Here is a 24,459-nt window from a genome sequence, read left to right as displayed (position 1 = left end):
GAGCCAGAAATGATGAAGCGCATATTTTCCGCCCTTCTTGCACTGATCCTTCCGATGCAGGCAGCCGTTTCGCAGCCCGCCGACGAAGCTGGGGCACGCAAGGCTCGGTCTATCGCCCAGCTTCAATCGGAAGGTGTGCCGACCATCGATCATCTGCCGACCATCGAGCCCGAGAGCATCCGCCGAAATACAAAGGCTGTCGTTCAGCGGACGATTGCGCTTGCGATCGTCGCCGTGAAAGGCGAGACCGGCGACCACGAAATGGGTCAGGCTCTCATCCGGCAGTTCGACGCGACAAGCTTTTTCACCGCGAAGGAACGGGCGTTCATGGACGATCCCGATCCCACGGATCAGGACCGGACGAACTTCGCCTGGCGTTACGAGGGTGTGCAGGTCATGTTGTGGGCGCTCGGGATCAGCTCCGATCTCGAACGTCCCGATCATATTTGCGACGTGCCATTCATTGCGAACACGCTGCGCGAACTGGGGACGGACGGGCTGATGCGTCGCGCCAAGCTTCGTCCGCAGAAAGAACTCCTGGACGCCGCCGACCTCATTTACCGCTACGATTGGGCCGCCGTGAATGCGCGGCTGAAGGAAGAGGAGCCACCTGCCGGATTGGATAAGGGCGTGGTCTACGAACGGCATTACGCCCTCAACTGGCTGATTGGCTACATGGATCAGGATTGGGACGATATTTCCACGGACACGTGATGTTGCCTGGGCGCCTGGCCATGATGAAGGCGGCTGGTCAGACCCGCACCGACGCGGTGATGCATGTTTTACGAAATAGCATTATGATCGGCTGAGCGCCTGACCGGCGAAGGATTGGCCCGCGGATATATGATCCCGCGCGCGAATGGAGAGGATAGCTGGATTTGGAACGGCTGAAGGATCTGGAGAGTGCTCGTGAGCGGGCAGGTGGCGGTTCCACATCGCCTCCGTACGAACGGCCGGGCGTCGTGGCTGCCGCCGTTTACCAGCATGGGCAACGCATTCGCGACATCAGGATAGAAGAGGCCGGCGAATGGCGAAGCCGGGACAATGCCGTCGTCTGGATTGGCCTGCACGAGCCGGATGAAGTGCTGCTGCACCAGGTTCAGGCCGAGTTCAATCTCCATGCCCTGGCGATCGAGGACGCAGCACAGCCTCACCAGCGCCCGAAGCTGGAGATTTATGGGGATGCGATGTTCATCGTCGCCCGGACCGCCCATATGAAGGGTGACGAAATCGTCTTCGGCGAAACGCACTTGTTCGTCGGTCGCGGTTACGTCGTCTCCGTCCGCCACGGCGACTCGTCCTCCTATCTGGCGGTGCGGCAGCGATGCGAGGCCACGCCGGCAGCACTTGCCCACGGCGAGAACTATATTCTCTATTCCATCCTCGATTTCATCGTCGACAACTACATGCCTGTCATCGAGGTCGTGCAGGAGGAAGTCGAGAAGCTCGAGGATCTGGTGCTGCGCGAACAGCTGGAAAAGTCCGACATCGAGCGGCTTTACCTGTTGCGGCGTAAGCTGCTGCGGTTGCGCAACGCCGTGGTGCCCCTCGTCGACGTCTGTCGGCGGTACGAGCATATCGATCTTCCCGGCATGGATCCCACACTCCAGTCGCTGTTTCGCGATGTGACCGATCACGTGCGCCGGGTTCAGGAAGATATCGATGCGCTGCGCGAGGTCCTTGCCTTCGCCTTCGAGGCCAGCGTGATGATCGGCCAGACGGAGCAGACGGCGATCGCCCGCAAGCTCGCCGCCTGGGCGGCAATCCTCGCCGTTCCCACCGCGATCGCCGGTATCTACGGGATGAATTTCAACGATATGCCGGAGCTGAAATTCCAGTACGGCTATTTCGTCGTGCTTGGCGTCATCGTCACCTTGTGCCTGGGCCTCTTCGGTTTCTTCCGTCGAAAGAAGTGGCTATAGATATGTGATGTAGGGGGCAGACGGAATATCCGGGCTGGCGAAGATACGTCAGCACAAGGCCTTCAGCAGCCGATCCCGATGGCTGCGAACATAGTCCATATCGCTGAGATAGAGCCGGGCGTCTCCGGCAACCACGTCCTCCACGAACGTCTCATCTCCAGCGGCCGCACTCGCCAGCATGAAATCGACGAGCGCCTGAAGCCGCCAGCAAATCATCTCGGGGAGCTGGAGCCGTTCTTCCTTCGTCGCTCCATATGCCGTGCAGAAGAGTTCCGCTCGCCGCAGCTGTTCGTTGAGGCTGAAGGTCACATGAGGATTGGCAGGATCGGAAAGCGGCGCCCAGCGGTAGACCGAATAGGCCAGATCCCATAGGCGCGGCGCGGGATGGGCGGTATCGAAATCGATGATCCCGACAACCGCATGACCTGCCGTGGCGACGTTATAGGGCGCATAATCGCCGTGGCATATGATCTGGCGTGGCTCCTGTGGCGGCAACATCCATGTCTGGACCTCGCGATCCACTTCCAGAAATCCTTGAGATGCCGAATGAAAATCGCTCAGAAGCTTGGCTGCGGAAAGCAGCATGCGCTCCGATCCGACAAATTGGTCGCTCAGGTCTTCGCAGACGCGCCCGCTGACATAACTGACGACTTCCTGGTTTCCGGTTATCTCAATGGGATCCGGCGCTCCCGGAAAACCTCTGCTCCTGAGATGGCGCAAGAACCGGTGCACCGTCGGCGTCCATGCGCCGGCAGGCCTGATCACGGTGTTGCCGTCACGCCAGATCTGCCCAGCTCGCCCGCCCCCCAACAATTTCACTGTCCGGCCTCTTCGATATGGGCTTGAACCGTGGCGCCGAGGTTTGTCTCATGGCATTTCCGATAGAAAGCCACCACGTCGGAAGGCATTCCGTCGGGGATGGGGACGAAGTCTTCAAGCCGCAGGCCGCTTGAACCGTCGAGTTGCGGATCCGCCAGCTGGCTCTTGCTCAAGCTGCCGACACGATCGGCCAGGGCTTGGAAATAGGCGAGGTTCTCATCCACCGCCGAAGGGGAATAGGTCCGGCCGTGCGCCGGGATGACCAGTCTTGCATCCAGGCCACGTATCCGCTCGAGCGAGGAACGGATCAAGCGGAGGTCGTCTGCATTTTTGCTCCAGACTTCGGGAACGGGGTATTCCACCGCATCGACGGCCAGGCAGATGCGAAGTTCGGGAATCCATACGGCGATATGGTCGGGCGTGTGTCCAGGTGTATGAATGAGCTCCAGTGTCAGGTCGCCGCCGTTGAGGGTCATCGAGCCTGCGAACGTGATATCGGGACCGATGAGGTCGACATTCCGAAACCTCGACTCCTGGCTCGCCTTGTCCCTCAGGACTTCGCGTGCGGAAGGGTCGCGTAAACGGTCGAGCGCGGCGGCATGCGCGATAATCGGAGCGCGCCCGGCAATGGCGGCATTCCCCCAGAAATGATCCCAATCCATGTGCGAATTGATGACAATCAGCGGACGGGTGTTCGTCTGTACCTCGAGCAGGTCCAGCGCCGCCTTGCAGAGTTCGGGCGTTCCGAGCGTATCGATCAGGACGTTGAACCTCTGGGTCCGGACGAACACGGCATCAACTTCGTCTCCCGCCCTGACGATCACGATTCGATCATCGAGTTCGGGGTATGAACACAATTCCACCGATGGATTCACGTCTGGTCGCCTCTATTGCAATCGCAGTGATTCATTCGGATATATCAAGTCCCGTTCGGGCGCCTGCTCTTTCAGAACTGTGCGGAATGGGTCACCCTCCCTGGACGCGGAAGACTATCCAAATACGTCACGAAATTTCAAGGCTCGTCTGCGGAATCCAGGGCCTTTGATGCGCGAACGGAGCGGGTCCTATCGATCCCGCGCCAGTGCGGTCGACGATGTCTGCGCATCGCGAATGGCAGTTTCAGTGGAACAACCGCGGCCAACGGAAGTTTGCCTTCAAACCAAACTCGAGCGGCGGCCGATGTCATTCTCTCCAAACCAGGGTGTGTTGAGCACCCCACCCCGGATCTATTATGTCAATCCACTCCTTCTTCAGGGTATCGATGCGTGGCGTGAGGCTTTCGACCACGCTGCGGATACCGGTTTCGATCGTGTGCTGACGGCACCTCTCTTCGATCGGGGCGGGGAGCGCAGTATCTTTGCCTCCCAGGATCTGAATCGTCTCGATCCTCAACTGTCGCTCGGAAGCGCAGTCGAGGATGGGTTGGGACGCCTGGCGGAGGCCGCCCGCAAGAGCGGCGTCGCCCTGATGATGGACCTGATGCTCGACGGCAAGGCCCGGGATCCCAAGGCAGGCTTTCGCCCGGTCGATCCGAGGCGCTCGCCATTGGACCCGGCGGAACCGATGATCGCGATGGAGGCGGAGTCTCAATCGCGGCTGTTGGAAGAATGGACCGAACGGCTGCGAGGGTTGGCCGGTCTTGGGCTCGCCGGCTATCGGGCGCTGGGGATCGATCGCATTGCGCCGGCGGTTTTCAAATCGCTGATTTCGGCGGTGCGCGAGAAGGCGGACGCGCAATTCCTCGCCTGGACGCCCGGCACTGATTTCGGGGTGAGGGACGCGGTCAAGAATACAGGCTTCGATGGATGTTTTTCATCGATGGCTTGGTGGGATTTTGACGAGAGATGGTTCATCGAAGAACACCGCGTCCAGAAGCAGCTTGGCTGGCAGATCGCTTTTCCGGAGCCACCATTCGCCAGGCGGATCGCGCACGGAACCGAGAGCCGCGAAATCCTCGAACGACGCGCCATCAGGGCGCTGCGCCTTGCTGCCTCGCTCGGCGGTGGCGTGATGGTTCCGATGGGTTTCGAATATGGCGCAACCACGCCGCTCGATCCGACCCATGGGAATGGAACGGGCTTGCGGGGGATGCGCCATGACCTCGCTTTCGATATCTCCTCCGAAATTCGCCTTGCGAACACTGAGATCGGCAAGAACCCTCATGCGCGTGCCGCATCGCTGCGGCTTATCCGCAACGCCAACGGACCGGTCTCAGCGCTGCTGCAATCGGCGGTGGAAGACCTTCGCAGCGCCGAGAATGTGCGGTTCATCCTGCTCAACAGGGACCTTCGGAAAAGTGCGCCCGCTCCGGTAACCGCACTGCGCGAAGCGGCTTCCGGTTTTCTTCCCGCCGCAGCCGATGGTACGGCTCTGCGGCTGCGGGCAGGGGAGACCCTGGTGATCGAAGGCAAGGTGCCGGCGCCGATCACATCGCGGCCGATCCTCGATATCGAGCAGGCGGTCGCTTCGCCGCGCCTCGCGATCGAGAGCATTATGCCACGGGTCGATGACGGCCGCTTTCCCGTCAAGCGGGTGGTCGGCGACATCCTCACCGTGGAGGCGGATATATTCGCCGACGGCCACGACCCGATCGCCGCGGTCCTGCTCTGGCGACCGCTCGATGCGGCGGACTGGAATGAGACGGAGATGCAATTGGTCGAAAATGACCGCTGGCGCGCCGAATTCCTGCTGGAGCGCATTGGACGCTATGAATTTGCCGTCGAGGCATGGAAGAACCCGTTTGCGATCTTCCGCTACGAGTTGACGAAGAAGAACGATGCCAGGCTGGACCTGAAGCTCGAACTCCAGGAGGGATTGAACCTCATCCGCTCGGCTGAGATGCATGCCGGCGCAACGCTCAATGCCGAATTGAAGGCCCTCGGCGACAGTCTCGAAAGGGCGTCTGATGCCGAGCGCACGGCGATCCTGCTCGATGCCGGGACATTGGAATTGATGAACAAGGCGGACAGGCGACCGTTTCGGCTTCGCTCGACGGCAAGCGCCGTCGATGCCGAACGCAAGGAGGCTGCCTTTGCCAGTTGGTACCAGATCTTCCCGCGCTCGCAGAGCGGCGATCCGGACCGGCACGGCACCTTCGACGACGTCATCCCGAGATTGCCCGCCATCCGTGACATGGGCTTCGACGTGCTCTATTTCCCGCCGATTCATCCGATCGGCTCGACCAACCGGAAAGGCCGAAACAACAGCCTGAAAGCCGGACCGGGCGACCCCGGAAGTCCCTATGCCATCGGCTCCGGGGACGGCGGCCATGACGCTATCCATCCCGAGCTCGGCGAGTTCGAGGATTTCCGCCGGCTTGTGGAAGAGGCTGGCCGGCATGGCCTGGAGATTGCTCTCGACCTCGCAATCCAGGCGTCGCCAGATCACCCCTGGCTGAAGGAGCATCCCGGCTGGTTCGACTGGCGTCCCGACGGCACGATCAAATATGCCGAAAACCCGCCGAAGAAATACGAGGACATCGTCAACGTCGATTTCTACACAAAAGATGCGCTGCCTTCATTATGGGTGGAGCTCAGGGATGTCGTCCAGCTTTGGGTGGACCAGGGCGTCAAGCTGTTTCGCGTCGACAATCCGCACACAAAGCCCTTTCCGTTCTGGGAATGGCTGATCGGTGATATCAGGGCCCGTCATCCCGATGTCGTCTTCCTGTCGGAAGCCTTCACCAAGCCGAAGGTCATGTATCGGCTGGCAAAGATCGGCTTCTCCCAGTCCTACACCTACTTCACCTGGCGCAATGCCAAGTGGGAGCTCGAGCAATATATGCGGGAGCTGACGGAGACGGCGCCGAAGGAATTCTTCCGCCCGCATTTCTTCGTCAACACGCATGATATCAATCCGGATTTCCTGCAAAATGCGCCGCGCCCGGCCTTCCTGATCCGCGCAGCACTTGCCGCCACCCTTTCGGGATTGTGGGGCGTCTATAACGGTTTCGAACTTTGCGAGGGGCGTCCCGATGCCAAGCGCAAGGAATATGCCGACAGCGAGAAGTACGAAATCCGCGCCTGGGACTACGACCGGCCGGGCAATATCATCGCCGAAATCAGGACGCTCAACCGCATCCGGAGCGAAAACACCGCGCTGCATTCGCATCTCGGGCTGACGCTGCTGAATGCGCGAAATGACAATATCCTGTTTTTCGGGAAGGCGAGCCGTGCCCGCGACAACGTCCTGCTCATCGCCATCAGCCTCGACCCCCACAATTTCCAGCAGAGCGACGTCGAGCTGCCGCTCTGGCAGTGGTCGCTGGGCGACGGCGGCACGCTGGATGCCGAAGATCTGATCGGCGGGCATCGTTTCAAATGGACCGGCAAATGGCAGAGCATCAGTCTCAATCCTGAGGTCCTGCCCTATGCGATCTGGCGTATTCGCTCAAGGGAGGCATGAATGGACACGATGAATGCAGATAGCGCGCCGCAGCCGCTCTGGTACAAGGATGCGATCATCTACCAGCTGCACATCAAGTCGTTCTACGATGCCAATGGCGACGGGGTCGGCGACTTCGCCGGCCTGCACCAGAAGCTCGATCACATCGCAGCCCTCGGTGTCAACGCCATCTGGCTCCTGCCTTTTTTTCCCTCTCCGCGCCGAGACGACGGTTACGACATCGCCGACTATGGTAGTGTCAGCCCCGATTACGGGACAGTGGAGGACTTTCGGGCTTTCGTCGATGCCGCTCATCAGCGCAATATCCGCGTGATCATCGAGCTCGTCATCAACCACACCTCCGATCAGCATCCCTGGTTCCAGCGCGCCCGCCAGGCGCCGGCAGGGTCGCCGGAGCGCGACTTCTACGTCTGGTCGGATACCGATCAGAAATTTCCGGAAACGCGGATCATTTTCATCGATACGGAAAAGTCCAACTGGACATGGGACGCCGTCGCCGGCGCCTACTACTGGCACCGCTTCTATTCCCATCAGCCCGACCTCAATTTCGACAGTCCCCTTGTCATGGAGGAATTGCTGAGGGTGATGCGCTTCTGGCTGGAAACCGGCATCGACGGTTTTCGTCTCGACGCGATCCCCTACCTCGTCGAGCGCGAGGGGACGATCAACGAAAACCTGCCGGAAACCCACGCGATCCTCAAACGCATACGCGCCGCGCTCGATGCCACCCATCCCGGCGTGATGCTGCTTGCCGAGGCCAATCAATGGCCGGAGGACACGCGCGAATATTTCGGAGAGGGTGACGAATGCCACATGGCCTTCCACTTCCCGCTAATGCCGCGCATGTATATGGCAATCGCCAAGGAGGATCGGTTTCCGATCACCGATATCCTGCGCCAGACGCCGGAGATTCCCGACAATTGCCAATGGGCGATCTTCCTTCGCAACCACGACGAGCTGACGCTCGAAATGGTGACCGACGCCGAGCGGGACTATCTCTGGGAGACCTATGCATCCGACAAACGTGCCCGCATCAATCTCGGCATAAGGCGGCGTCTGGCGCCATTGATGGAGCGCGACCGCCGGCGGATCGAGCTGATGAACGGGCTTCTTCTCTCGATGCCGGGAACACCGGTGATCTATTATGGCGACGAGATCGGCATGGGCGACAATATCTATCTCGGCGACCGGGATGGGGTGAGGACGCCGATGCAATGGTCTCCGGACCGCAATGGCGGTTTCTCCAGGGCAGATCCGGCGCGTCTCGTCCTGCCGCCCGTCGCCGACCCGCTCTACGGTTTTGAGGCCGTCAACGTCGAGGCGCAGAGCACGGACGCGCATTCGCTGCTCAACTGGACGCGCAGAATGTTGGCGTTGCGCGGCAGGCATCCCGCCTTCGGGCGTGGCACGCTGCGGTTCCTTTCGCCGGAAAATCGCAAGATCCTTGCCTATCTCAGGGAGTATGAAGGCGAGGTTTTGCTTTGTGTTGCAAGTCTCTCAAGGTTGCCCCAGGCCGTCGAACTCGACTTGTCGAGCTTCGAGGGGCGCGTTCCCATTGAACTGACCGGCATGTCGCCGTTTCCGCCGATCGGCCAGTTGACCTATCTCCTGACCTTGCCGCCCTACGGTTTCTTCTGGTTCCAGCTGACGGCTGATGCCGACCCGCCGGCGTGGCGCACCGCACCGCCGGAACAGCTTCCCGATCTGTTGACGATGGTCATCCGGCGTAGCCTGCTCGACCTCGTGGATGAACCGGGTCATGCACGCATCCTGAGCGGCGAAATCCTGCCCGCCTATCTCTCCAGGCGGCGATGGTTCGGGGCAAAGGACCAGGCGCTTCAGGCCGCCCGACTGATCTCCGTGACACCAATCCCATTCGCCGACGGCGTCGTCCTCGGCGAGTTGGAGGTCGTGCTGCCGAACCACAGCGAATCCTACCAACTGCCGCTCGCGGTCGCCTGGGACGATGCCCACCCCTCCGCGCTTGCCCAGCAGCTTGCGCTTGGGAGGATTCGCCAGGGAAGACGCGTCGGTTTCCTCACAGATGGATTCGCCGTGGAGGCAATGGCGCGCGGCATTCTGCACGGACTTCGCGACCGCTCGCGCACCACCGGCCGGACCGGCACGCTCGAATTCCTTGGGACAGAACAGCTCGACAGTCTCGATATTTCAGGCGAACTGCCGGTGCATTGGCTATCGGCTGAACAGTCCAACAGCTCGCTCCTCGTCGGCGACGTAGCGATGATCAAACTGATCAGGCACATCTTCCCCGGCATCCATCCGGAAGTTGAGATGACGCGCTATCTCACTCGCGCCGGCTATGACCATACGGCGCCCCTGCTCGGCGAGGTCGCGCATACCGATTCCAGCGGACGCCGTTCCACCTTGATCATCGTCCAGGGGGCGATCCGCAACCAGGGCGACGCCTGGAACTGGATGCTGAACAATCTGCGCCGTGGGGCCGACGAACTGGTGCTGAACGATCCGGCGGTCCAACCAGACGACGACGTCTTCCGGTCGCTGATCAGTTTCGTCGCGATGGTGGGCCTCAGGCTCGGCGAATTGCATGTCGTGCTCGCTGCGAAGACCGGGGACGAGGCCTTCAGCCCGGTGGTTGCCGGCGACAGCGAGGTCGAGGCGATGAGGAAGGCCGTTGCCGGCGAGCTCGCCTATGCCATGTCGAAGCTCGATGAACGCGACGAGAATACCGACCCTGCAATCGACTTGCTCGCAAAGCCGCTTCTCGAGCGTCGTTCCGAACTCGCAGAGCTCGCCGGGACGCTGGCGGAGAGCTGCCGCCATACGCTGATGACACGCACGCATGGCGACTTCCATCTTGGCCAGATCCTTGTCAGCGAGGGTGATGCCGTCATCATCGACTTCGAGGGCGAGCCTGCGAAAAACCTGACCGAGCGCCGCGCCAAGACGAACCCGCTGCGTGATGTCGCCGGGCTTTTGAGATCGCTGAGCTACCTCGTGGCCACCGCGCAGCTCGATAACGACGCGGTCATCGAACACGAGAACGAGGTCCGCCGCGAGGCGATCGCCCGCTTCGGGCGCAATGCCGAGGAGGCCTTTCTCGATGCCTATTCGCAGGCTGTCTCCGTATCGAAGGAGCTTGACATGCCACCCGATCAAAGACGCAGGGTTCTCGATGCCTTTCTTCTCGAAAAGGCCGCCTACGAGATTGCCTACGAAGCTCGCAACAGGCCGAAATGGCTTCCGATCCCGCTATCCGGCCTTACCGAAATCGTATCGCGTCTGGCGGGGGTCACGGCATGAATGTTGAGCGCTCGGAACTTCTGGCGGGCATCGGACAGGATGCGCTATGGGCCTTGATCGAGGGGCGTCATGGCGATCCGTTTTCGATCCTCGGCCCCCACCAAAGCGGCGGCATGACGATCGTGCGGGTGTATCTGCCCGGCGCGGAAGCGGTCGATCTCATCGATGCGACGAGCGGCCGGGTGGTAGCGCCGTTCAGCATCGCCCACCCGTCCGGCCTGTTTGCGGCGGCGGCCGCCTCGAGGACGGGATACCGGCTGCGGATCACATGGCCGGATGCAGTTCAGATCACCGAGGACCCCTACAGTTTCGGTCTGCTGCTCGGAGAGCTCGACCTTCATCTGATATCGGAGGGAACTCACTATAGTCTGAGCCGCACGCTCGGCGCGGTTGATATGTCGATCGACGGGATATCAGGCGTTCGTTTCGCCGTCTGGGCTCCGAATGCGCGCCGCGTCTCGGTTGTCGGCGACTTCAACGCCTGGGACGGGCGGCGAAACCCGATGCGGCTGAGACCGTCGGCGGGCGTCTGGGAGCTGTTTATTCCGCGCCTCGCCCCCGGCGAAAGGTACAAGTTCGAGATCGTCGATGCTGAGGGGACCTGCCTGCCGCAGAAGGCCGATCCGGTCGCGAGGGCAAGTGAGGCCGCTCCGTCCACCGCCTCCATCGTCGCCTCGTCGACGCCGTTTCGATGGACTGATGACGGTTGGATGAAGGGCCGGTCCCGGCAAGACAGGCTGGAGGGCGCGTTCTCCGTCTATGAGGTGCACGCCGGATCCTGGCTTCGCGATCTAAAGGACGGCAACAGGTCGCTCGACTGGGTCGAACTCAGCCAGCGGCTGGTTCCCTATGTCGCCGACATGGGCTTCACCCATATCGAGCTGCTGCCGATCATGGAGCATCCGTTCGGCGGCTCCTGGGGTTATCAGCCGCTCGGTCTATTCGCTCCGACAGGCCGATATGGGACGCCTGAGGATTTCGCCTATTTCATCGACCGGTGCCATGGCGCCGGGCTCGGCGTCATCCTCGACTGGGTGCCGGCCCATTTTCCCACAGACGTCTGGGGGCTTGCCCGCTTCGACGGTAGCGCTCTCTACGAGCACGAAGATCCGCGGGAAGGCTTTCACCGCGACTGGAACACGCTGATCTACAATCTCGGCCGCAACGAGGTGAAGGGGTTCCTGATCGCCAGCGCGCTGGAATGGCTCGAGCGCTACCATATCGACGGTTTGCGGGTCGACGCCGTGGCCTCGATGCTTTACCGCGACTACAGCCGCAACGAGGGCGAATGGATTCCCAACCAATATGGCGGTCGCGAGAACCTCGAAGCCGTCGAATTCTTCAAGCACCTGAACAGCATCATTCACGAGCGCTGCCCGCACGCGATGACGATCGCCGAGGAATCGACGGCCTGGCCGGGCGTGACGAAGCCGCCAGAGCAAGGGGGGCTGGGGTTCGATATCAAATGGAACATGGGCTGGATGCATGACAGCCTGAGCTATATCGAGAAGGATCCGATTTACCGGAGCTATGCCCATGGCACGATGACCTTCGGAATGATCTATGCCTATTCCGAACGCTTCATTCTGCCGATTTCACATGACGAGGTCGTCTATGGAAAGGGCTCGCTGCTGACGAAGATGCCGGGCGACGAATGGCAGAAATTCGCCAACCTGCGCAGCTATCTCGCCTTCATGTGGGGCCATCCCGGCAAGAAGCTCCTGTTCATGGGAAGTGAAGTCGCCCAGCCCGGCGAATGGAACCATGACGGGTCAGTGACCTGGGATGTGCTGGACCGGCCTCAGCATGTGGGGATCCAGCGGCTGGTGAAGGATCTGAACGGCCTCTACGCGGACGAGCCGGCATTGCAGTTCGGAGACTTTCATCCCGAGGGCTTCGAATGGGCGGCAGCCGACGACGCCGTCAATTCCGTGCTCGGCATGCTCCGTTATGCGCCCGATCGTGCTTCATCGGTGCTGGTCATGTCGAACTTCACGCCGGTGCCGCGTTACGGCTACAGGATCGGCGTGCCGAGCGACGGTGTGTGGATCGAACGGATGACGACGGATGCGCGGGAATATGGCGGCTCGGGCCTGGTCAATGGCGCAGTGTCGACCGAACCCGTGCCCGCCCACGGCAGGCCGGTCTCGCTGTCACTGACGCTGCCGCCGCTATCGACGATTTTTCTGCAGGGGCCGTCGCCCTGACGGCGCGGCCGCGGACCAATCACCTCGGTGAGGGTTCCACCGTCACCTTAGACGACCGTAGACGGTCATCTCGGTCACGGTTCCACCGTCACCTGAGATAATGGATATGCGGGCGCGAGTGATAGGGAGAGGTTTCGATACGGGCCTCGACGGAAAAGACATTCCTGAGAAGATCCTCGCTCAACACGTCCTGCGGCGCGCCGGAGGCGACGATCCTGCCATGCTGCATGATGATCAGCTGGTCGCAGAACATGGCGGCATGGTTGAGATCGTGCAGGGCGACGATGCTGGTGATCGGCAGGCCGGAGACAAGCCGCATCAGGCCGATCTGGTGCTGGATATCGAGATGGTTTGTGGGCTCGTCGAGGATCAGCTCCTGGGGCGACTGGGCGAGCGCCCTTGCAATATGAGTGCGCTGCTTTTCGCCGCCCGACAGGCTCTGCCAGCGATCGTCGCGCTTCTCCACCATGCCGGCGCGCGCCAACGCCTCCTCGACTGCCTCTTCGTCGGCCCTCGTCCAGCCCGAGAACATCGACCGGTGCGGAAACCTTCCGAGCTTGACGACGTCGACGACCTTCAGATTGGCGTTCGTCGTGGCATGCTGCTCGACGAAGGCGATCCGCCGGGCGATCGACCGGCGGCTGATGGTCCAGATGTCGCTGCGGTCGAGGGTGACGCGGCCGGAATGCGGCCGCTTCAGGCCGGCGAGAAGCCGCAGCAACGAGGTCTTGCCCGAGCCGTTCGGGCCGAGCAGACCAAGCATCCGGCCGGGCTGCGCTTCCATGGAAACGCCATCGAGAATGGTCTTCCTGCCAATTTTCCAGATGAGGTTGTCGGCCTTGATGCTCATGATGCGCGCTGGAACCGGTAGAGGATGATCGAGAAGAAGGGGACGCCCACCAGCGCCGTGACGACGCCGATCGGCAGGATCTGGTTGGGAATGAGCGCGCGCGCGGCGATGTCGGCGAGCACCATGAAGATCGCCCCTGTTATGGCGCAGGCCGGCAGGAGACGGACATGCAACGGCCCGACGACAAAGCGGGCGACATGCGGCACGACGAGGCCGACGAAGCCGATCGACCCCACCATGCTGACGATCGTCGCCGTCATCATCGCCGTCAGGGCGAAGAGCACCATACGGGCGCGGCCGACATTGACGCCAAGCGAAGATGCCGCCTCGTCGCCGAAAGCGAAGGCGTCGAGCACGCGGGCGTAAAACAGGCAGCCGACGAGGCCGATGCCGAGGACGATCGAGACCAGCGCGAATTCCGGCCAGCGCACGCCGCCGAAGCTGCCGAGCAGCCAGAACATGACGTCGCGGGCCTGCTGTGCATTGGCTGATGTGGTGACGATATAGGACGTCGTGGCGTTGAAAAGCTGCGAAGCGGCGACACCGGCAAGGATGGTGCGATCCGCTCCGCCGCGCGTGCCGTTCGACAGCAGCGCCACGAAGAAGAAGGCTGCGAAGGCGCCGGCGAAGGCCCCGGCCGAGAGCGATACCGCGCCCGAGCCGATCCCTAGGATGACGATCGCGACGGCGCCGGTCGAAGCTCCGGCGGAGATGCCGAGAACATAGGGCTCGGCAAGCGGGTTGCGCAGCAGCGACTGCATGATCGCGCCCGACAGCGCAAGGCCCGCGCCGCAGAAGGCGGCGACGAGCGCCCGGCTCAGGCGATAGTCCCAGATGACAGTCTCATGGATGCGGTTCAGTTCGACCGCGGTCCATCCAAGCCGGTTAGTGACGGCCGAAAACGTGGTTGCAAGCGGGATCGGCAGGTCGCCGATCCCGACGCTGACGCCAATGGCGACAGCGATGAGGCAGAAAGAGGCGAGGAGCAGTGCGAGGACGGCTCCCAGCTGCCGGAAGAGACGGCCCGCTTCCGTCACTTCAACAGACCGAGAGCCTTCAGCTGGCCGGCCACCTGCTCAGCGCCGTAAACCGTGCGGACGGTCGGGTTCATGGCCTGGCCGTCCATGATTACGATCGCCTTGTTCTTGACGGCAGGGATCTGGCTGACGGCCGCATCGGTATTCAGGAAATTGATCTTGGCCTCCGGCTTGTCGAGCTCCCAACGGTTACGGTCGAGACTGGCGACGACGATGACGTCGGGATTGGAGGCGATGATGCCTTCCCAGCCGAGCGTTGGCCATTCCGCTTCCGCTGATATCGCGTTGTGTCCGCCGAGCAGGTCGGCGATAAAGCCGGACGCGCTATTCTTGCCGCCGAGATAGGCGTCGGCCGACGGGCTGGGGCTGGAGAACCAGAAGACGTAGGAAAGGTTCTTGCCGTCCTTCGAAACGCTGGAGCGAAGCTTGGCTTCGCGCGCCTTGAAGTCGGCGATCAGCGCCTGGCCGCGATCGGCGACGTCGAAAATCTCAGAGAGCTCATCGATCTCCTTGTAGAGAAGCTCCATGTTCCACAGCTCGCCGCGGCTGCCATACTGGTCCTTGACGTCCTTGGTGCTGAGGCAGGTGCTGGGCGAGAGATAGGTGGCGACGCCGACCTTGTCGAAATCTTCGCGCTTGGCGATCTTGCTGTTCGGGCCGACCAGGCTCGGCAAGGCCACCGCCACGAAGTCGGGATTTTCGGCGAGGATCGATTCGAAGGTCGGCATTTCGACGGTCAGAAGCTTGACCTTGGCATTGGCCTCGGCGAGCTGCGGCAGGACCTTGCTCGGCCAGAAGGCGGTGCCAGCCATCTTGTCCTCGAGGCCGAGCAGCAGCAGGATTTCCGCGCTATTCTGGCCGAGGCCGACCGCCCGCTCGGGCGCCTTCTTGAACGTTACCTCAGCACCGCAGTTTTCCAGCGTCAGCGGGTAGGTCGTCGAACCGGCCAAAGACGGATTTGCGGCAAGGCCGATCAGGGCGGAAAGGCCGCAGGCGGCCAGAAGCGATTTGAGGCTGGTCACGAATAAGTCCCCGGTGCGTGAGTATGTGCGGCCGCCGTATAGCCTCAGAAAGGGGCAGAAAACAAGACCAAGCAAATCAACTTATCGCAAAATTGCAGCTGCGTTCATTGCCTAACGGGGCCAACCGGTGACAGCGACTTGCCGTAGACTTCGAGGATCGCGGCGATCTCCTTGAGGATGCCGGAGAGCGGAAGCGTGCCCTTTCTGTTGAACGCCATGTCGCTGCGTTCGAAAAGGGCAAGGCAGATCTCACTTGAATCGTGGCGCGATTGGTAGGCGAGACCATCCGGCCGGTCGGCATGGTCCCAAAGCGCGTCGGTCCAAAGGCCGCATGGTTCGTAGGGGCCGGTGGAGACGGCATTATCGGTGCCGAGAGCCTGCAGGCCGGTTCCGTGCATGCGCACGATCCTCAGCGGTCTGATACAGCTGAGTTCACTGATGGCGCGGGTGGTGATTTCGGTCATGGACACCATCAACCTCTGGGGATTGCGCAGGATCGTTTCCGCAAGCGCTCCTCTGCGGCTCATCCCGACATAGAGAATTCCGAAACGTCCGCTGGCGCTGTCGAAACGATTGGTGGCGGCAACCCCGGGGCCGGGTCCAAAGAAGATGGGATCGAGATGCGTCCGATGGACCCTATGGAGAACCTGCCCGGCTGGAATGAGGTCGATCGGCAATGACGAATGGGCGAGCCAAGAGGGCGGGGGCAGTGCAGCTCCCGACGGCCCTCTGCCTGCATTTGCCGGCATCAGGCAAAGCCGTCGGAGGTTTCAATCCGGATCAAACGCCGGACTGGTTCACGATCGCCGTCGCGCAGCGCCTGCAGAGCTGTCCGACCACCGAGAACCGTATCGGAAGCAAGCAGAAAATCCAATGTGATCCAGGGACCGGCGGCGGCAAAACCACGCACGACGTCGGAAATCCCCGCGATCACCTCACCTTGATCAAACTGGCAGAGCGGATAGCGCCAGTCGCTGCCCTCACGCACGGCAAGCAGCGTGCCGGCCCGCCGCCTCTTGTCGACGGCCTGTCTGCTGATGCCGAGGATCCGCCCGGCGTCCTCGGCCGATATCGTCCCGCCGGCCCGTTCGACGAGATTTTGCCGATGCTCGACATTGCGAGCCAGTGCAGGAACCAGCGGATCGAGATCGTTTATCGCTGCGCCCACCATATCCGAGCGGCTAAGAAGCTGCGCCAACGATCCGGCGTCGGTCGGAGCTGAAAGCGCATCGGCCAGGTCCTTTGCCGGCACATTCGCCGAAATGCGCTCCAGCGCCGACGTCGCGCGTCGCAGAAACGCGGTTCTGATGGAATTCGGCTCTTCCTGTGTGGTGACGGGAGTGGATGCGTGGCGGGCCATGGAGCGGCTCCTTGGTTGACAAGGTATTTATACAGTTGTTGATAGTATGAAGTCAACCTGTGGAAATGGCCGTGCGGTCCAGTGGCACGAGGTCCACTGCCTGCCTCAAGTCATTTGGATGGCCTGAAGAAGAACAGCGGCCCCCGATCTCTGGTGCCGTATCCGAAGCGAACCCGCGCCGATGTCGACAGCATCAGGGTAAAGCCTTCGAGCATGTTCAGTTTAGCTTTCCAACGAGCTTTGCATAGTCCGAAAAGGTCAACCGCTCGCCTCTCCTGCCTGCCTCCTCAGCGAGCTGCAGCACACGGATGGGGAAAAGGATCGCGGCGCGGTTGGCATCGGACAGTTCATGGTCGTCATCCTCTTCGATTGCCTTCTTGGCTTTCGAGAGCGCGGCATTGAGTTCCTGGCTGGTGAGCAGTTCTTTCTCGACGATCGCATCACATATCGACGCCATGGCCATGATCAGGCCCTTGAGCTGGAGGTTGGCCGTATTCATGAGAACTCCAAAGGAACGGGGGGTATGATTGTGACGCTCCAGCGTCTCGCCGATTGCGTCGGTGAATTGCTACCTCAGTCCGATTGAACCGGCCGGATCGTGTCGACGGTGACGGCACCGTCGAGGATCCCGCGCATGACATCGCGCCTGTTCCGGTCGATCTCAATGACGGTATAGAGCTTGTCGTCCCGAAAGGCGCTGGCATTGACCGTCGTGACATCCTCGGCGGGAGCCGCATCCACTTCCATGAAGTCGAGCTCACGAGCTGCAGCGACGATCCTGGCGTCACCGGGCGTTCTGGCGGCGACGACGACGATACCGTGGCCCGGGGAATTGTCCCATCTCGGATCGTCGGGTGCGGCGATCGGCCCCAACCGGTAGATGTTGAGCATCTCGCCGCCGGTGCCGGGCGACGCTTGCGCAGCCGCATCCTCAATTTGCGCCTGGCTCTCGACCGACTTTCCGAAGGTGGTCGGGCTGGTCGCGTTGTTGATCTCTTCCTTGCCTGTCCTTGAGACGTTCGACATGTCGCTCTCCATTGTCTGGATGGAAACGACAGCCGGCAGCAAAGTGTTCCCGCGCGCGAAAAACCGCACATTGCACCGAGACGGTTTGCGGCGAGCATTTCCGATATCTGCAACTATCAGGCTCATTTTGGGCGGTGAATCATGTTAGGATGCACGCGGGACGGCCCATACCATTTTCTGAGTTGAGCGCTAAATTACCGATCGTCGAAGAGGGGGATTTTCGTGAGCAACCAATCCAGCGAATTCGCGCGCGACAGCGTTGCGGTAGACAGCCTCAATGGGCATGACCACAAAACGATGGCGTTCGACGACGCCAGCGCGCTTCTGGAAGTCCTTGTCGCGGTCAGACGCGGCGACTTTTCCGTACGGATGCGGTCCGACCTGACGGGTCTCACCGGCAAGGTCGCCGATGCCCTCAACGACATCATCGCCGCCAATCAGCGCATGGCCCAGCAGCTCGAGCATGTCGGGCAGGTGGTCGGCCGGGACGGGCGAACGAGCACACGCGTACGCTTCGGCCTGTCGGACGGCTCCTGGTCCGAAATGGAGGGATCGATCAACGGTCTGATCGACGATCTCCTATGGCCGACGACCGCCGTCACGCGCACGATCACGGCCGTTGCCAAGGGAGATCTCTTGCAGACCGTGCCGCTGGATGTCGATGGGCGGCCGCTCAAAGGCGAGTTCCTGCGCTCGGCCGACATCGTCAACACGATGATCAAGCAGCTGAGCGTCTTCACATCGGAGGTGACACGCGTCGCGCGCGAGGTCGGCACCGACGGAAAACTGGGCGGCCAGGCGCAGGTGCCGGAGGTGACGGGTGTCTGGAAGGATCTCACCGAAAGCGTGAACTCGATGGCGTCGAACCTGACGGCGCAGGTGCGCAATATCGCCGAAGTGACGATCGCCGTTGCGAATGGAGATCTTTCCAAGAAGATCACCGTCGACGTGCGCGGCGAGATCCTGCAGCTCAAGGAAGCGATCAACACGATGGTCGACCAGCTCAGGTCCTTCGCCTCGGAAGTGACGCGCGTCGCCCGCGAAGTCGGCACCGAAGGCAAGCTCGGCGGACAGGCGCTGGTGCCCGGGGTGGCAGGCACCTGGAAGGATCTGACCGACAGCGTCAACGCCATGTGCGGCAACCTGACGGCGCAGGTCCGCAATATCGCCCAAGTGACCACGGCCGTGGCGCGCGGCGACCTGTCGCGCAAGATCACCGTCGACGTCTCGGGGGAAATCCTGGAGCTCAAGGAAACCATCAACACGATGGTCGATCAGTTGAACGGTTTTGCCGGCGAGGTGACGCGCGTCGCGCGTGAAGTCGGCACTGAAGGTCGGCTCGGCGGACAGGCGCAGGTGCCCGGCGTGGCAGGCACCTGGAAGGACCTGACCGACAACGTCAACTCGATGGCCTCGAACCTCACCGCGCAGGTGCGCAACATCGCCGAGGTCTCGACGGCGATCGCCAATGGCGACCTGTCGAAGAAGATCACCGTCACGGTGTCAGGCGAAATCCTCGAGCTGAAAGAAACCATCAATACGATGGTCGATCAGTTGAATGCCTTCGCTTCGGAAGTCACCCGCGTCGCTCGCGAAGTGGGCACGGAGGGACGGCTCGGCGGCCAGGCCAATGTGCGTGGCGTCGCCGGCACCTGGAAGGATCTGACCGAGAACGTCAACTCGATGGGCGGCAACCTGACAGCCCAGGTGCGCAATATCGCCGAAGTCTCGACCGCGATTGCCAACGGCGACCTGTCGAAGAAGATCACCGTCGACGTGAAGGGCGAGATTCTCGAATTGAAGGAAACCATCAATACGATGGTGGACCAGCTGAACGCCTTCGCTTCGGAAGTGACCCGCGTCGCCCGCGAAGTGGGCACGGAAGGCCGGCTCGGCGGTCAGGCAAACGTGCGCGGCGTCGCCGGCACCTGGAAAGACTTGACCGACAGCGTCAACTCCATGGCTTCCAACCTGACCGGGCAGGTGCGCAACATCGCCGAAGTCGCGACCGCCGTTGCCCAGGGAGACCTGTCCAAGAAGATCACCGTCACCGTGTCGGGGGAAATCCTCGAACTGAAGGAGACCATCAACACGATGGTCGATCAGCTCAACGGCTTTGCCGGCGAGGTGACGCGTGTGGCGCGCGAGGTTGGCACGGAAGGCCGGCTCGGCGGCCAGGCGAACGTGCTCGGCGTCGCCGGCACCTGGAAGGATTTGACGGACAGCGTCAATTCCATGGCCGGCAATCTGACGGCGCAGGTGCGCAACATCGCCGAAGTCTCGACCGCAATCGCCAATGGCGATCTGTCGAAGAAGATCACGGTGTCGGTCTCGGGTGAAATCCTCGAGCTCAAGGAAACGCTGAACACCATGGTCGACCAGTTGAACCGGTTCGCCTCGGAAGTGACGCGCGTCGCGCGCGAGGTCGGAACGGAAGGCAAGCTTGGCGGCCAGGCGCAGGTGCCGGGTGTCGCCGGCACCTGGAAGGATCTCACCGAAAACGTCAATTCCATGGCCTCCAACCTCACCGGCCAGGTCAGAAACATTGCCGAAGTCACGACGGCCGTGGCGCGTGGCGACCTGTCGCGCAAGATCACCGTCGATGTGAAGGGCGAAATTCTCGAACTGAAGAACACCATCAACACGATGGTCGATCAGTTGAACGCCTTTGCCGGCGAGGTGACGCGTGTGGCCCGTGAAGTCGGCACCGAAGGCAAGCTCGGCGGCCAGGCGCAGGTCTCCGGCGTCGCCGGCACCTGGAAGGATCTGACCGACAGCGTCAATTCCATGGCCGGCAACCTGACAGCGCAGGTGCGCAACATCGCCGAAGTGGCGACCGCGATCGCCAACGGCGACCTGTCGCGCAAGATCACCGTCGACGTGCGCGGCGAAATTCTACTCCTGAAGGATACTTTGAACACCATGGTCGATCAGCTTCGCTCCTTTGCCGGCGAAGTGACGCGTGTCGCCCGCGAAGTCGGCACCGATGGCAGGCTCGGCGGCCAGGCCGTCGTTCCCGGCGTCGCCGGTACCTGGAAGGACCTGACCGACAACGTCAACCTGCTCGCCGCCAATCTGACGACCCAGGTCAGAAACATAGCCGAAGTCACGACGGCCGTGGCGCGCGGCGACCTGTCGCGCAAGATCACCGTCGACGTGAAGGGCGAGATCCTTGAACTGAAGAACACCATCAACACGATGGTGGACCAGCTCAATGCCTTTGCCGGCGAAGTGACGCGTGTTGCCCGCGAAGTCGGCACCGAAGGCAAGCTTGGCGGCCAGGCGCAGGTGCCGGGTGTCGCCGGCACCTGGAAGGACCTGACCGACACCGTCAACGTCATGGCCGCCAACCTGACCGAGCAGGTCCGCGGCATCGTCAAGGTGGTGACGGCGGTGGCGAACGGCGACCTCAAGCAGAATCTCACCGTCGCATCCAAGGGCGAGGTGGCCGCTCTTGCTGAAACCATCAACAACATGACCAACACACTCGCGACCTTTGCCGATCAGGTGACCACGGTGGCGCGCGAAGTCGGCGTGGAAGGCCGTCTCGGCGGCCAGGCGAACGTTCCCGGCACCGCAGGCACCTGGAAGGATTTGACAGGCAACGTCAACCTGCTTGCCGCAAACCTAACGACGCAGGTGCGCGCCATTGCCGAGGTGGCGACCGCCGTCACCAAGGGCGACCTGACGCGCTCGATCAAGGTCGACGCGCGCGGCGAAGTGGCCGAGCTCAAGGACAACATCAACACGATGATCGACAACCTCAGGCTCACCACCGAGCGCAACACTGAGCAGGACTGGCTGAAGACCAACCTGGCTCGCTTCACCAACATGCTGCAGGGGCAGCGCGACCTGACGCTGGTCGGCAAGATGCTGCTGTCGGAGCTGGCGCCTCTGGTCGGCGCCCATCAGGGGGTCATCTACCAGGTGGATTCCGACGAGCGGCAGCCGATCTTGTCGCTGCTCTCTGTCTACGCGAAAGGGGGCGAGGCGGCGCACCCGGCGCGGCTCGAATTCGGCCAGGGACTTGTCGGCCAGTGCGCCAGCGACGCGCGCCGCATCCTGGTCACCGACCTTCCCGACAATGTCGTTCCGATAAGCTCCGGCGTGTTCACGACCTTGCCGAGGAGCGCCATCGTGCTGCCTGTGCATTTCGAGGGACAGGTGAAAGCAGTGATCGAGCTAGCCTCCGTCGGCGAATTCACCGACTTGCAGCTCTCCTTCCTTGACCAGCTGACGACATCGATCGGCATCGTCCTCAACTCGATCGAAGCAACCATGCAGACCGAAGGCCTGCTCAAGCAGTCCCAGCAGCTTGCCGCCGAGCTTCAGACGCAGCAGCGCGAGCTGCAGCAGACCAACGAGCAGCTCGGGCAGAAGGCGCAGCAACTGGAGGAGCGCAACGTCGAAGTCGAGGCGAAAAACCAGGAAATCGAGCAGGCCCGGCGCGCGCTCGAGGAAAAGGCAACCGAGCTCGCGCTGACATCGAAGTACAAATCCGAATTCCTCGCCAACATGTCGCATGAGCTGCGCACGCCTTTGAATTCGATCCTCATCCTCGGCCAGCAGCTGGGAGAAAATCCGGATGGCAACCTCTCGGGCAAACAGGTCGAGTTCGCAAAGACGATCCACGGTGCGGGAACCGATCTGTTGAACCTCATCAGCGATATCCTCGACCTGTCGAAGATCGAGTCCGGAACAGTCTCGGTCGATGCCGAGGAGATTTTTGTCAGCAACCTGCTCGAGATGATGGCGCGGCCATTCCGGCACGAGGCCGAAAACCGGGACCTGTCGTTCTCGGTCGATGTCGGCGCCGATGTTGCAAAGAGCCTCATCACCGATTCGAAGCGACTGCAGCAGATCCTCAAGAACCTGCTGTCGAATGCCTTCAAGTTCACCGCGCAGGGCGGCGTGACACTTCGCGTCGCGTCGGCAACGAGCGGCTGGTCGTCTGATCATCCCTCGTTGAGGCACGCGCCGTCTGTCATCGCCTTCGAAGTCGTCGATACCGGCATCGGCATACCGCCTGAAAAACAGCGCATCATTTTCGAGGCGTTCCAGCAGGCGGATGCTTCGACGAGCCGCAAATATGGCGGCACCGGCCTCGGCCTGGCGATCAGCCGCGAATTGGCGAACCTCTTGGGCGGCGAGATCCAGCTGCGCAGCACCCCCGGTGTCGGCAGCACCTTCGTCCTCTACCTGCCGCTCACCTATGTCGGCGCCGGCGCGGCTGCGCCCAAGACCGTTCCGTCGGCAAATGTCGTGGAATTCGCCGAGGCGGCAGCAAACCGCCGCGCCGAAAAGCCGATCGAACATGTCGAAGACGATCGCCATCAGATAGTGGCCGGCGACTCGGTGCTGCTCGTCGTCGAGGACGATGCGCATTACGCCCGCGTGCTGGTGGATCTCGCCCGCGACAATGGATTCAAGGTTTTGGTGGCGATGCGCGGCAGCGATGCGCTCGCACTCGCGCAGGACTACAGGCCGGCGGCGATCTCGCTCGACATCTTTCTGCCCGACATGCTCGGCTGGACGGTGCTGAGCCAGCTCAAACAGAATCCGCAGACGCGGCACATTCCGGTCCAGATCATCAGTCTCGACGAGGATCGCCAGCATGGGCTGACCCGCGGCGCCTTCGCTTTCATGAGCAAGCCGACGACGCCGGAAGGTCTCGGCAAGGCGCTGTCGCGATTGAAGGCCTATGCGCAGCCGCGCCGCAAGCATCTGTTGCTCGTGGAAGACAACGAGGCCGAGCGTTTGAGCGTCACCGCCCTTCTCGGACACGACGACATCGATATCACCAGCGTCGGCTCCGGATCGGAGGCTCTCGCCGCTCTTCGGCAGAATGCAGCCGACTGCGTGGTGCTCGACCTCTCCCTTCCCGACATGTCCGGCTTCGAAGTGCTGGAGCAAATACGCGACGACGCCGAGATCGGCGAGGTGCCGGTGGTAGTGTTCACCGGCCGCGAGCTTTCCGCTGAGGAAGATGCGACGCTGCACAGCATGGCCCGCAGCGTCGTGGTCAAGGGGGTCGAATCGCCCGAGCGTCTGCTGGATGAGACCGCCTTGTTCCTGCACCGGGTTGTCGCCGACCTACCGGCAGCAAAACAGGCGACGCTGCAGGACCTGCACAGCTCGGACGAGGATCTGGTCGGCGAGACCGTCCTGCTCGTCGACGACGATGCCCGCAACATTTTCGCGCTGAGCAGTGTTCTCGAACGCCGGGGAATGAAAGTCCTGACCGCGACGACCGGCAGTGAAGCCATCGAGGTCATCAACAACGAACCATCCGTCGCCATCGTGCTGATGGATATCATGATGCCTGGGATGGACGGCTACGAGACGATGCAGGTCATCCGTTCGGAGCCCCGGTTCCGGCGGCTGCCGATCCTGGCGTTGACGGCAAAGGCGATGAAGGGTGACCGCGAGAAATGCCTGGAAGCGGGCGCGTCCGACTATCTGGCGAAGCCGGTCAATACCGAACAGCTTCTGTCGGCTCTTCGCATGTGGCTGCATCGCTGAGGATCTGG

The 24,459-nt window shown here is 61.9% G+C and carries 15 protein-coding genes; 6 read left to right on the top strand and 9 right to left on the bottom strand.

Annotated elements, in window-relative coordinates; genetic code table 11:
* The first annotated feature begins 9 nt into the window (after positions 1 to 9).
* A complete protein-coding gene (locus HX898_RS20525) occupies positions 10 to 714 on the top strand; it encodes a DUF4272 domain-containing protein (protein WP_180195556.1) in 705 nt (234 codons plus the stop codon).
* A gap of 164 nt (positions 715 to 878) precedes the next feature.
* Positions 879 to 1,922 carry a magnesium and cobalt transport protein CorA gene (locus tag HX898_RS20520; protein WP_171600465.1) on the top strand — a complete coding sequence of 348 codons (1,044 nt, stop codon included), beginning with the start codon at positions 879 to 881 and terminating at the stop codon, positions 1,920 to 1,922.
* 48 nt (positions 1,923 to 1,970) lie between these two features.
* Here the strand turns inward: HX898_RS20520 and HX898_RS20515 are convergent, their stop codons facing one another.
* On the bottom strand, positions 1,971 to 2,741 hold the full coding sequence (locus HX898_RS20515) for a phosphotransferase (protein WP_138388772.1): 771 nt from the start codon (positions 2,739 to 2,741) through the stop codon (positions 1,971 to 1,973).
* On the bottom strand, positions 2,738 to 3,616 hold the full coding sequence (locus HX898_RS20510; RefSeq protein ID WP_138388773.1) for an MBL fold metallo-hydrolase: 879 nt from the start codon (positions 3,614 to 3,616) through the stop codon (positions 2,738 to 2,740). The genes HX898_RS20515 and HX898_RS20510 overlap by 4 nt, the downstream gene beginning before the upstream one ends.
* Before the next feature lie 304 nt (positions 3,617 to 3,920).
* Between HX898_RS20510 and HX898_RS20505 the strand changes: the two genes are divergently transcribed.
* The 3 genes from HX898_RS20505 to glgB are packed head-to-tail and all read left to right on the top strand — an operon-like array spanning position 3,921 to position 12,634.
* Entirely contained in the window at positions 3,921 to 7,145 is a 3,225-nt protein-coding gene (locus tag HX898_RS20505) for an alpha-1,4-glucan--maltose-1-phosphate maltosyltransferase (protein ID WP_180195555.1), read from the top strand.
* Positions 7,146 to 10,427, top strand: a complete 3,282-nt coding sequence (gene treS, locus HX898_RS20500; RefSeq protein ID WP_180195554.1) for a maltose alpha-D-glucosyltransferase — start codon at positions 7,146 to 7,148, stop codon at positions 10,425 to 10,427.
* Positions 10,424 to 12,634, top strand: coding sequence for a 1,4-alpha-glucan branching protein GlgB (gene glgB / locus HX898_RS20495; protein ID WP_180195553.1), 2,211 nt, complete (start codon positions 10,424 to 10,426; stop codon positions 12,632 to 12,634). The genes treS and glgB overlap by 4 nt, the downstream gene beginning before the upstream one ends.
* 88 nt (positions 12,635 to 12,722) lie before the next feature.
* Here glgB and HX898_RS20490 read toward each other — a convergent pair whose 3' ends face one another.
* The 7 genes from HX898_RS20490 to HX898_RS20460 form a co-directional block, all read right to left on the bottom strand.
* Positions 12,723 to 13,484 carry an ABC transporter ATP-binding protein gene (locus tag HX898_RS20490; RefSeq protein ID WP_180195552.1) on the bottom strand — a complete coding sequence of 254 codons (762 nt, stop codon included), beginning with the start codon at positions 13,482 to 13,484 and terminating at the stop codon, positions 12,723 to 12,725.
* The gene (locus tag HX898_RS20485; protein ID WP_180195551.1) at positions 13,481 to 14,521 is read right to left on the bottom strand and encodes an iron ABC transporter permease; all 1,041 of its coding nucleotides are present in this window, start codon (positions 14,519 to 14,521) and stop codon (positions 13,481 to 13,483) included. Before HX898_RS20485 ends, HX898_RS20490 begins: the two co-directional genes overlap by 4 nt.
* Entirely contained in the window at positions 14,518 to 15,543 is a 1,026-nt protein-coding gene (locus HX898_RS20480; protein ID WP_180195550.1) for an ABC transporter substrate-binding protein, read from the bottom strand. The genes HX898_RS20485 and HX898_RS20480 overlap by 4 nt, the downstream gene beginning before the upstream one ends.
* A 104-nt stretch (positions 15,544 to 15,647) precedes the next feature.
* Positions 15,648 to 16,292 (bottom strand): RES family NAD+ phosphorylase, encoded by a 645-nt coding sequence (locus HX898_RS20475; RefSeq protein ID WP_180195549.1) that lies wholly within the window; start codon positions 16,290 to 16,292, stop codon positions 15,648 to 15,650.
* A complete protein-coding gene (locus HX898_RS20470; RefSeq protein WP_180195548.1) occupies positions 16,292 to 16,903 on the bottom strand; it encodes a helix-turn-helix domain-containing protein in 612 nt (203 codons plus the stop codon). Before HX898_RS20470 ends, HX898_RS20475 begins: the two co-directional genes overlap by 1 nt.
* A gap of 217 nt (positions 16,904 to 17,120) precedes the next feature.
* A complete protein-coding gene (locus HX898_RS20465; protein WP_180195547.1) occupies positions 17,121 to 17,402 on the bottom strand; it encodes a hypothetical protein in 282 nt (93 codons plus the stop codon).
* Positions 17,403 to 17,476: 74 nt separating this feature from the next.
* A complete protein-coding gene (locus HX898_RS20460; RefSeq protein ID WP_180195597.1) occupies positions 17,477 to 17,941 on the bottom strand; it encodes a hypothetical protein in 465 nt (154 codons plus the stop codon).
* A gap of 210 nt (positions 17,942 to 18,151) precedes the next feature.
* Here HX898_RS20460 and HX898_RS20455 point away from each other — a divergent pair, with 210 nt between their 5' ends.
* Positions 18,152 to 24,451 (top strand): HAMP domain-containing protein, encoded by a 6,300-nt coding sequence (locus HX898_RS20455; protein WP_180195546.1) that lies wholly within the window; start codon positions 18,152 to 18,154, stop codon positions 24,449 to 24,451.
* The last annotated feature ends 8 nt before the right edge of the window (positions 24,452 to 24,459 follow it).

The sequence above is a fragment of the Rhizobium sp. WYCCWR 11128 genome (genome assembly GCF_013416305.1).
Classification (GTDB): domain Bacteria; phylum Pseudomonadota; class Alphaproteobacteria; order Rhizobiales; family Rhizobiaceae; genus Rhizobium; species Rhizobium indicum.
This window is presented reverse-complemented; position numbering and strand designations above follow the sequence as displayed.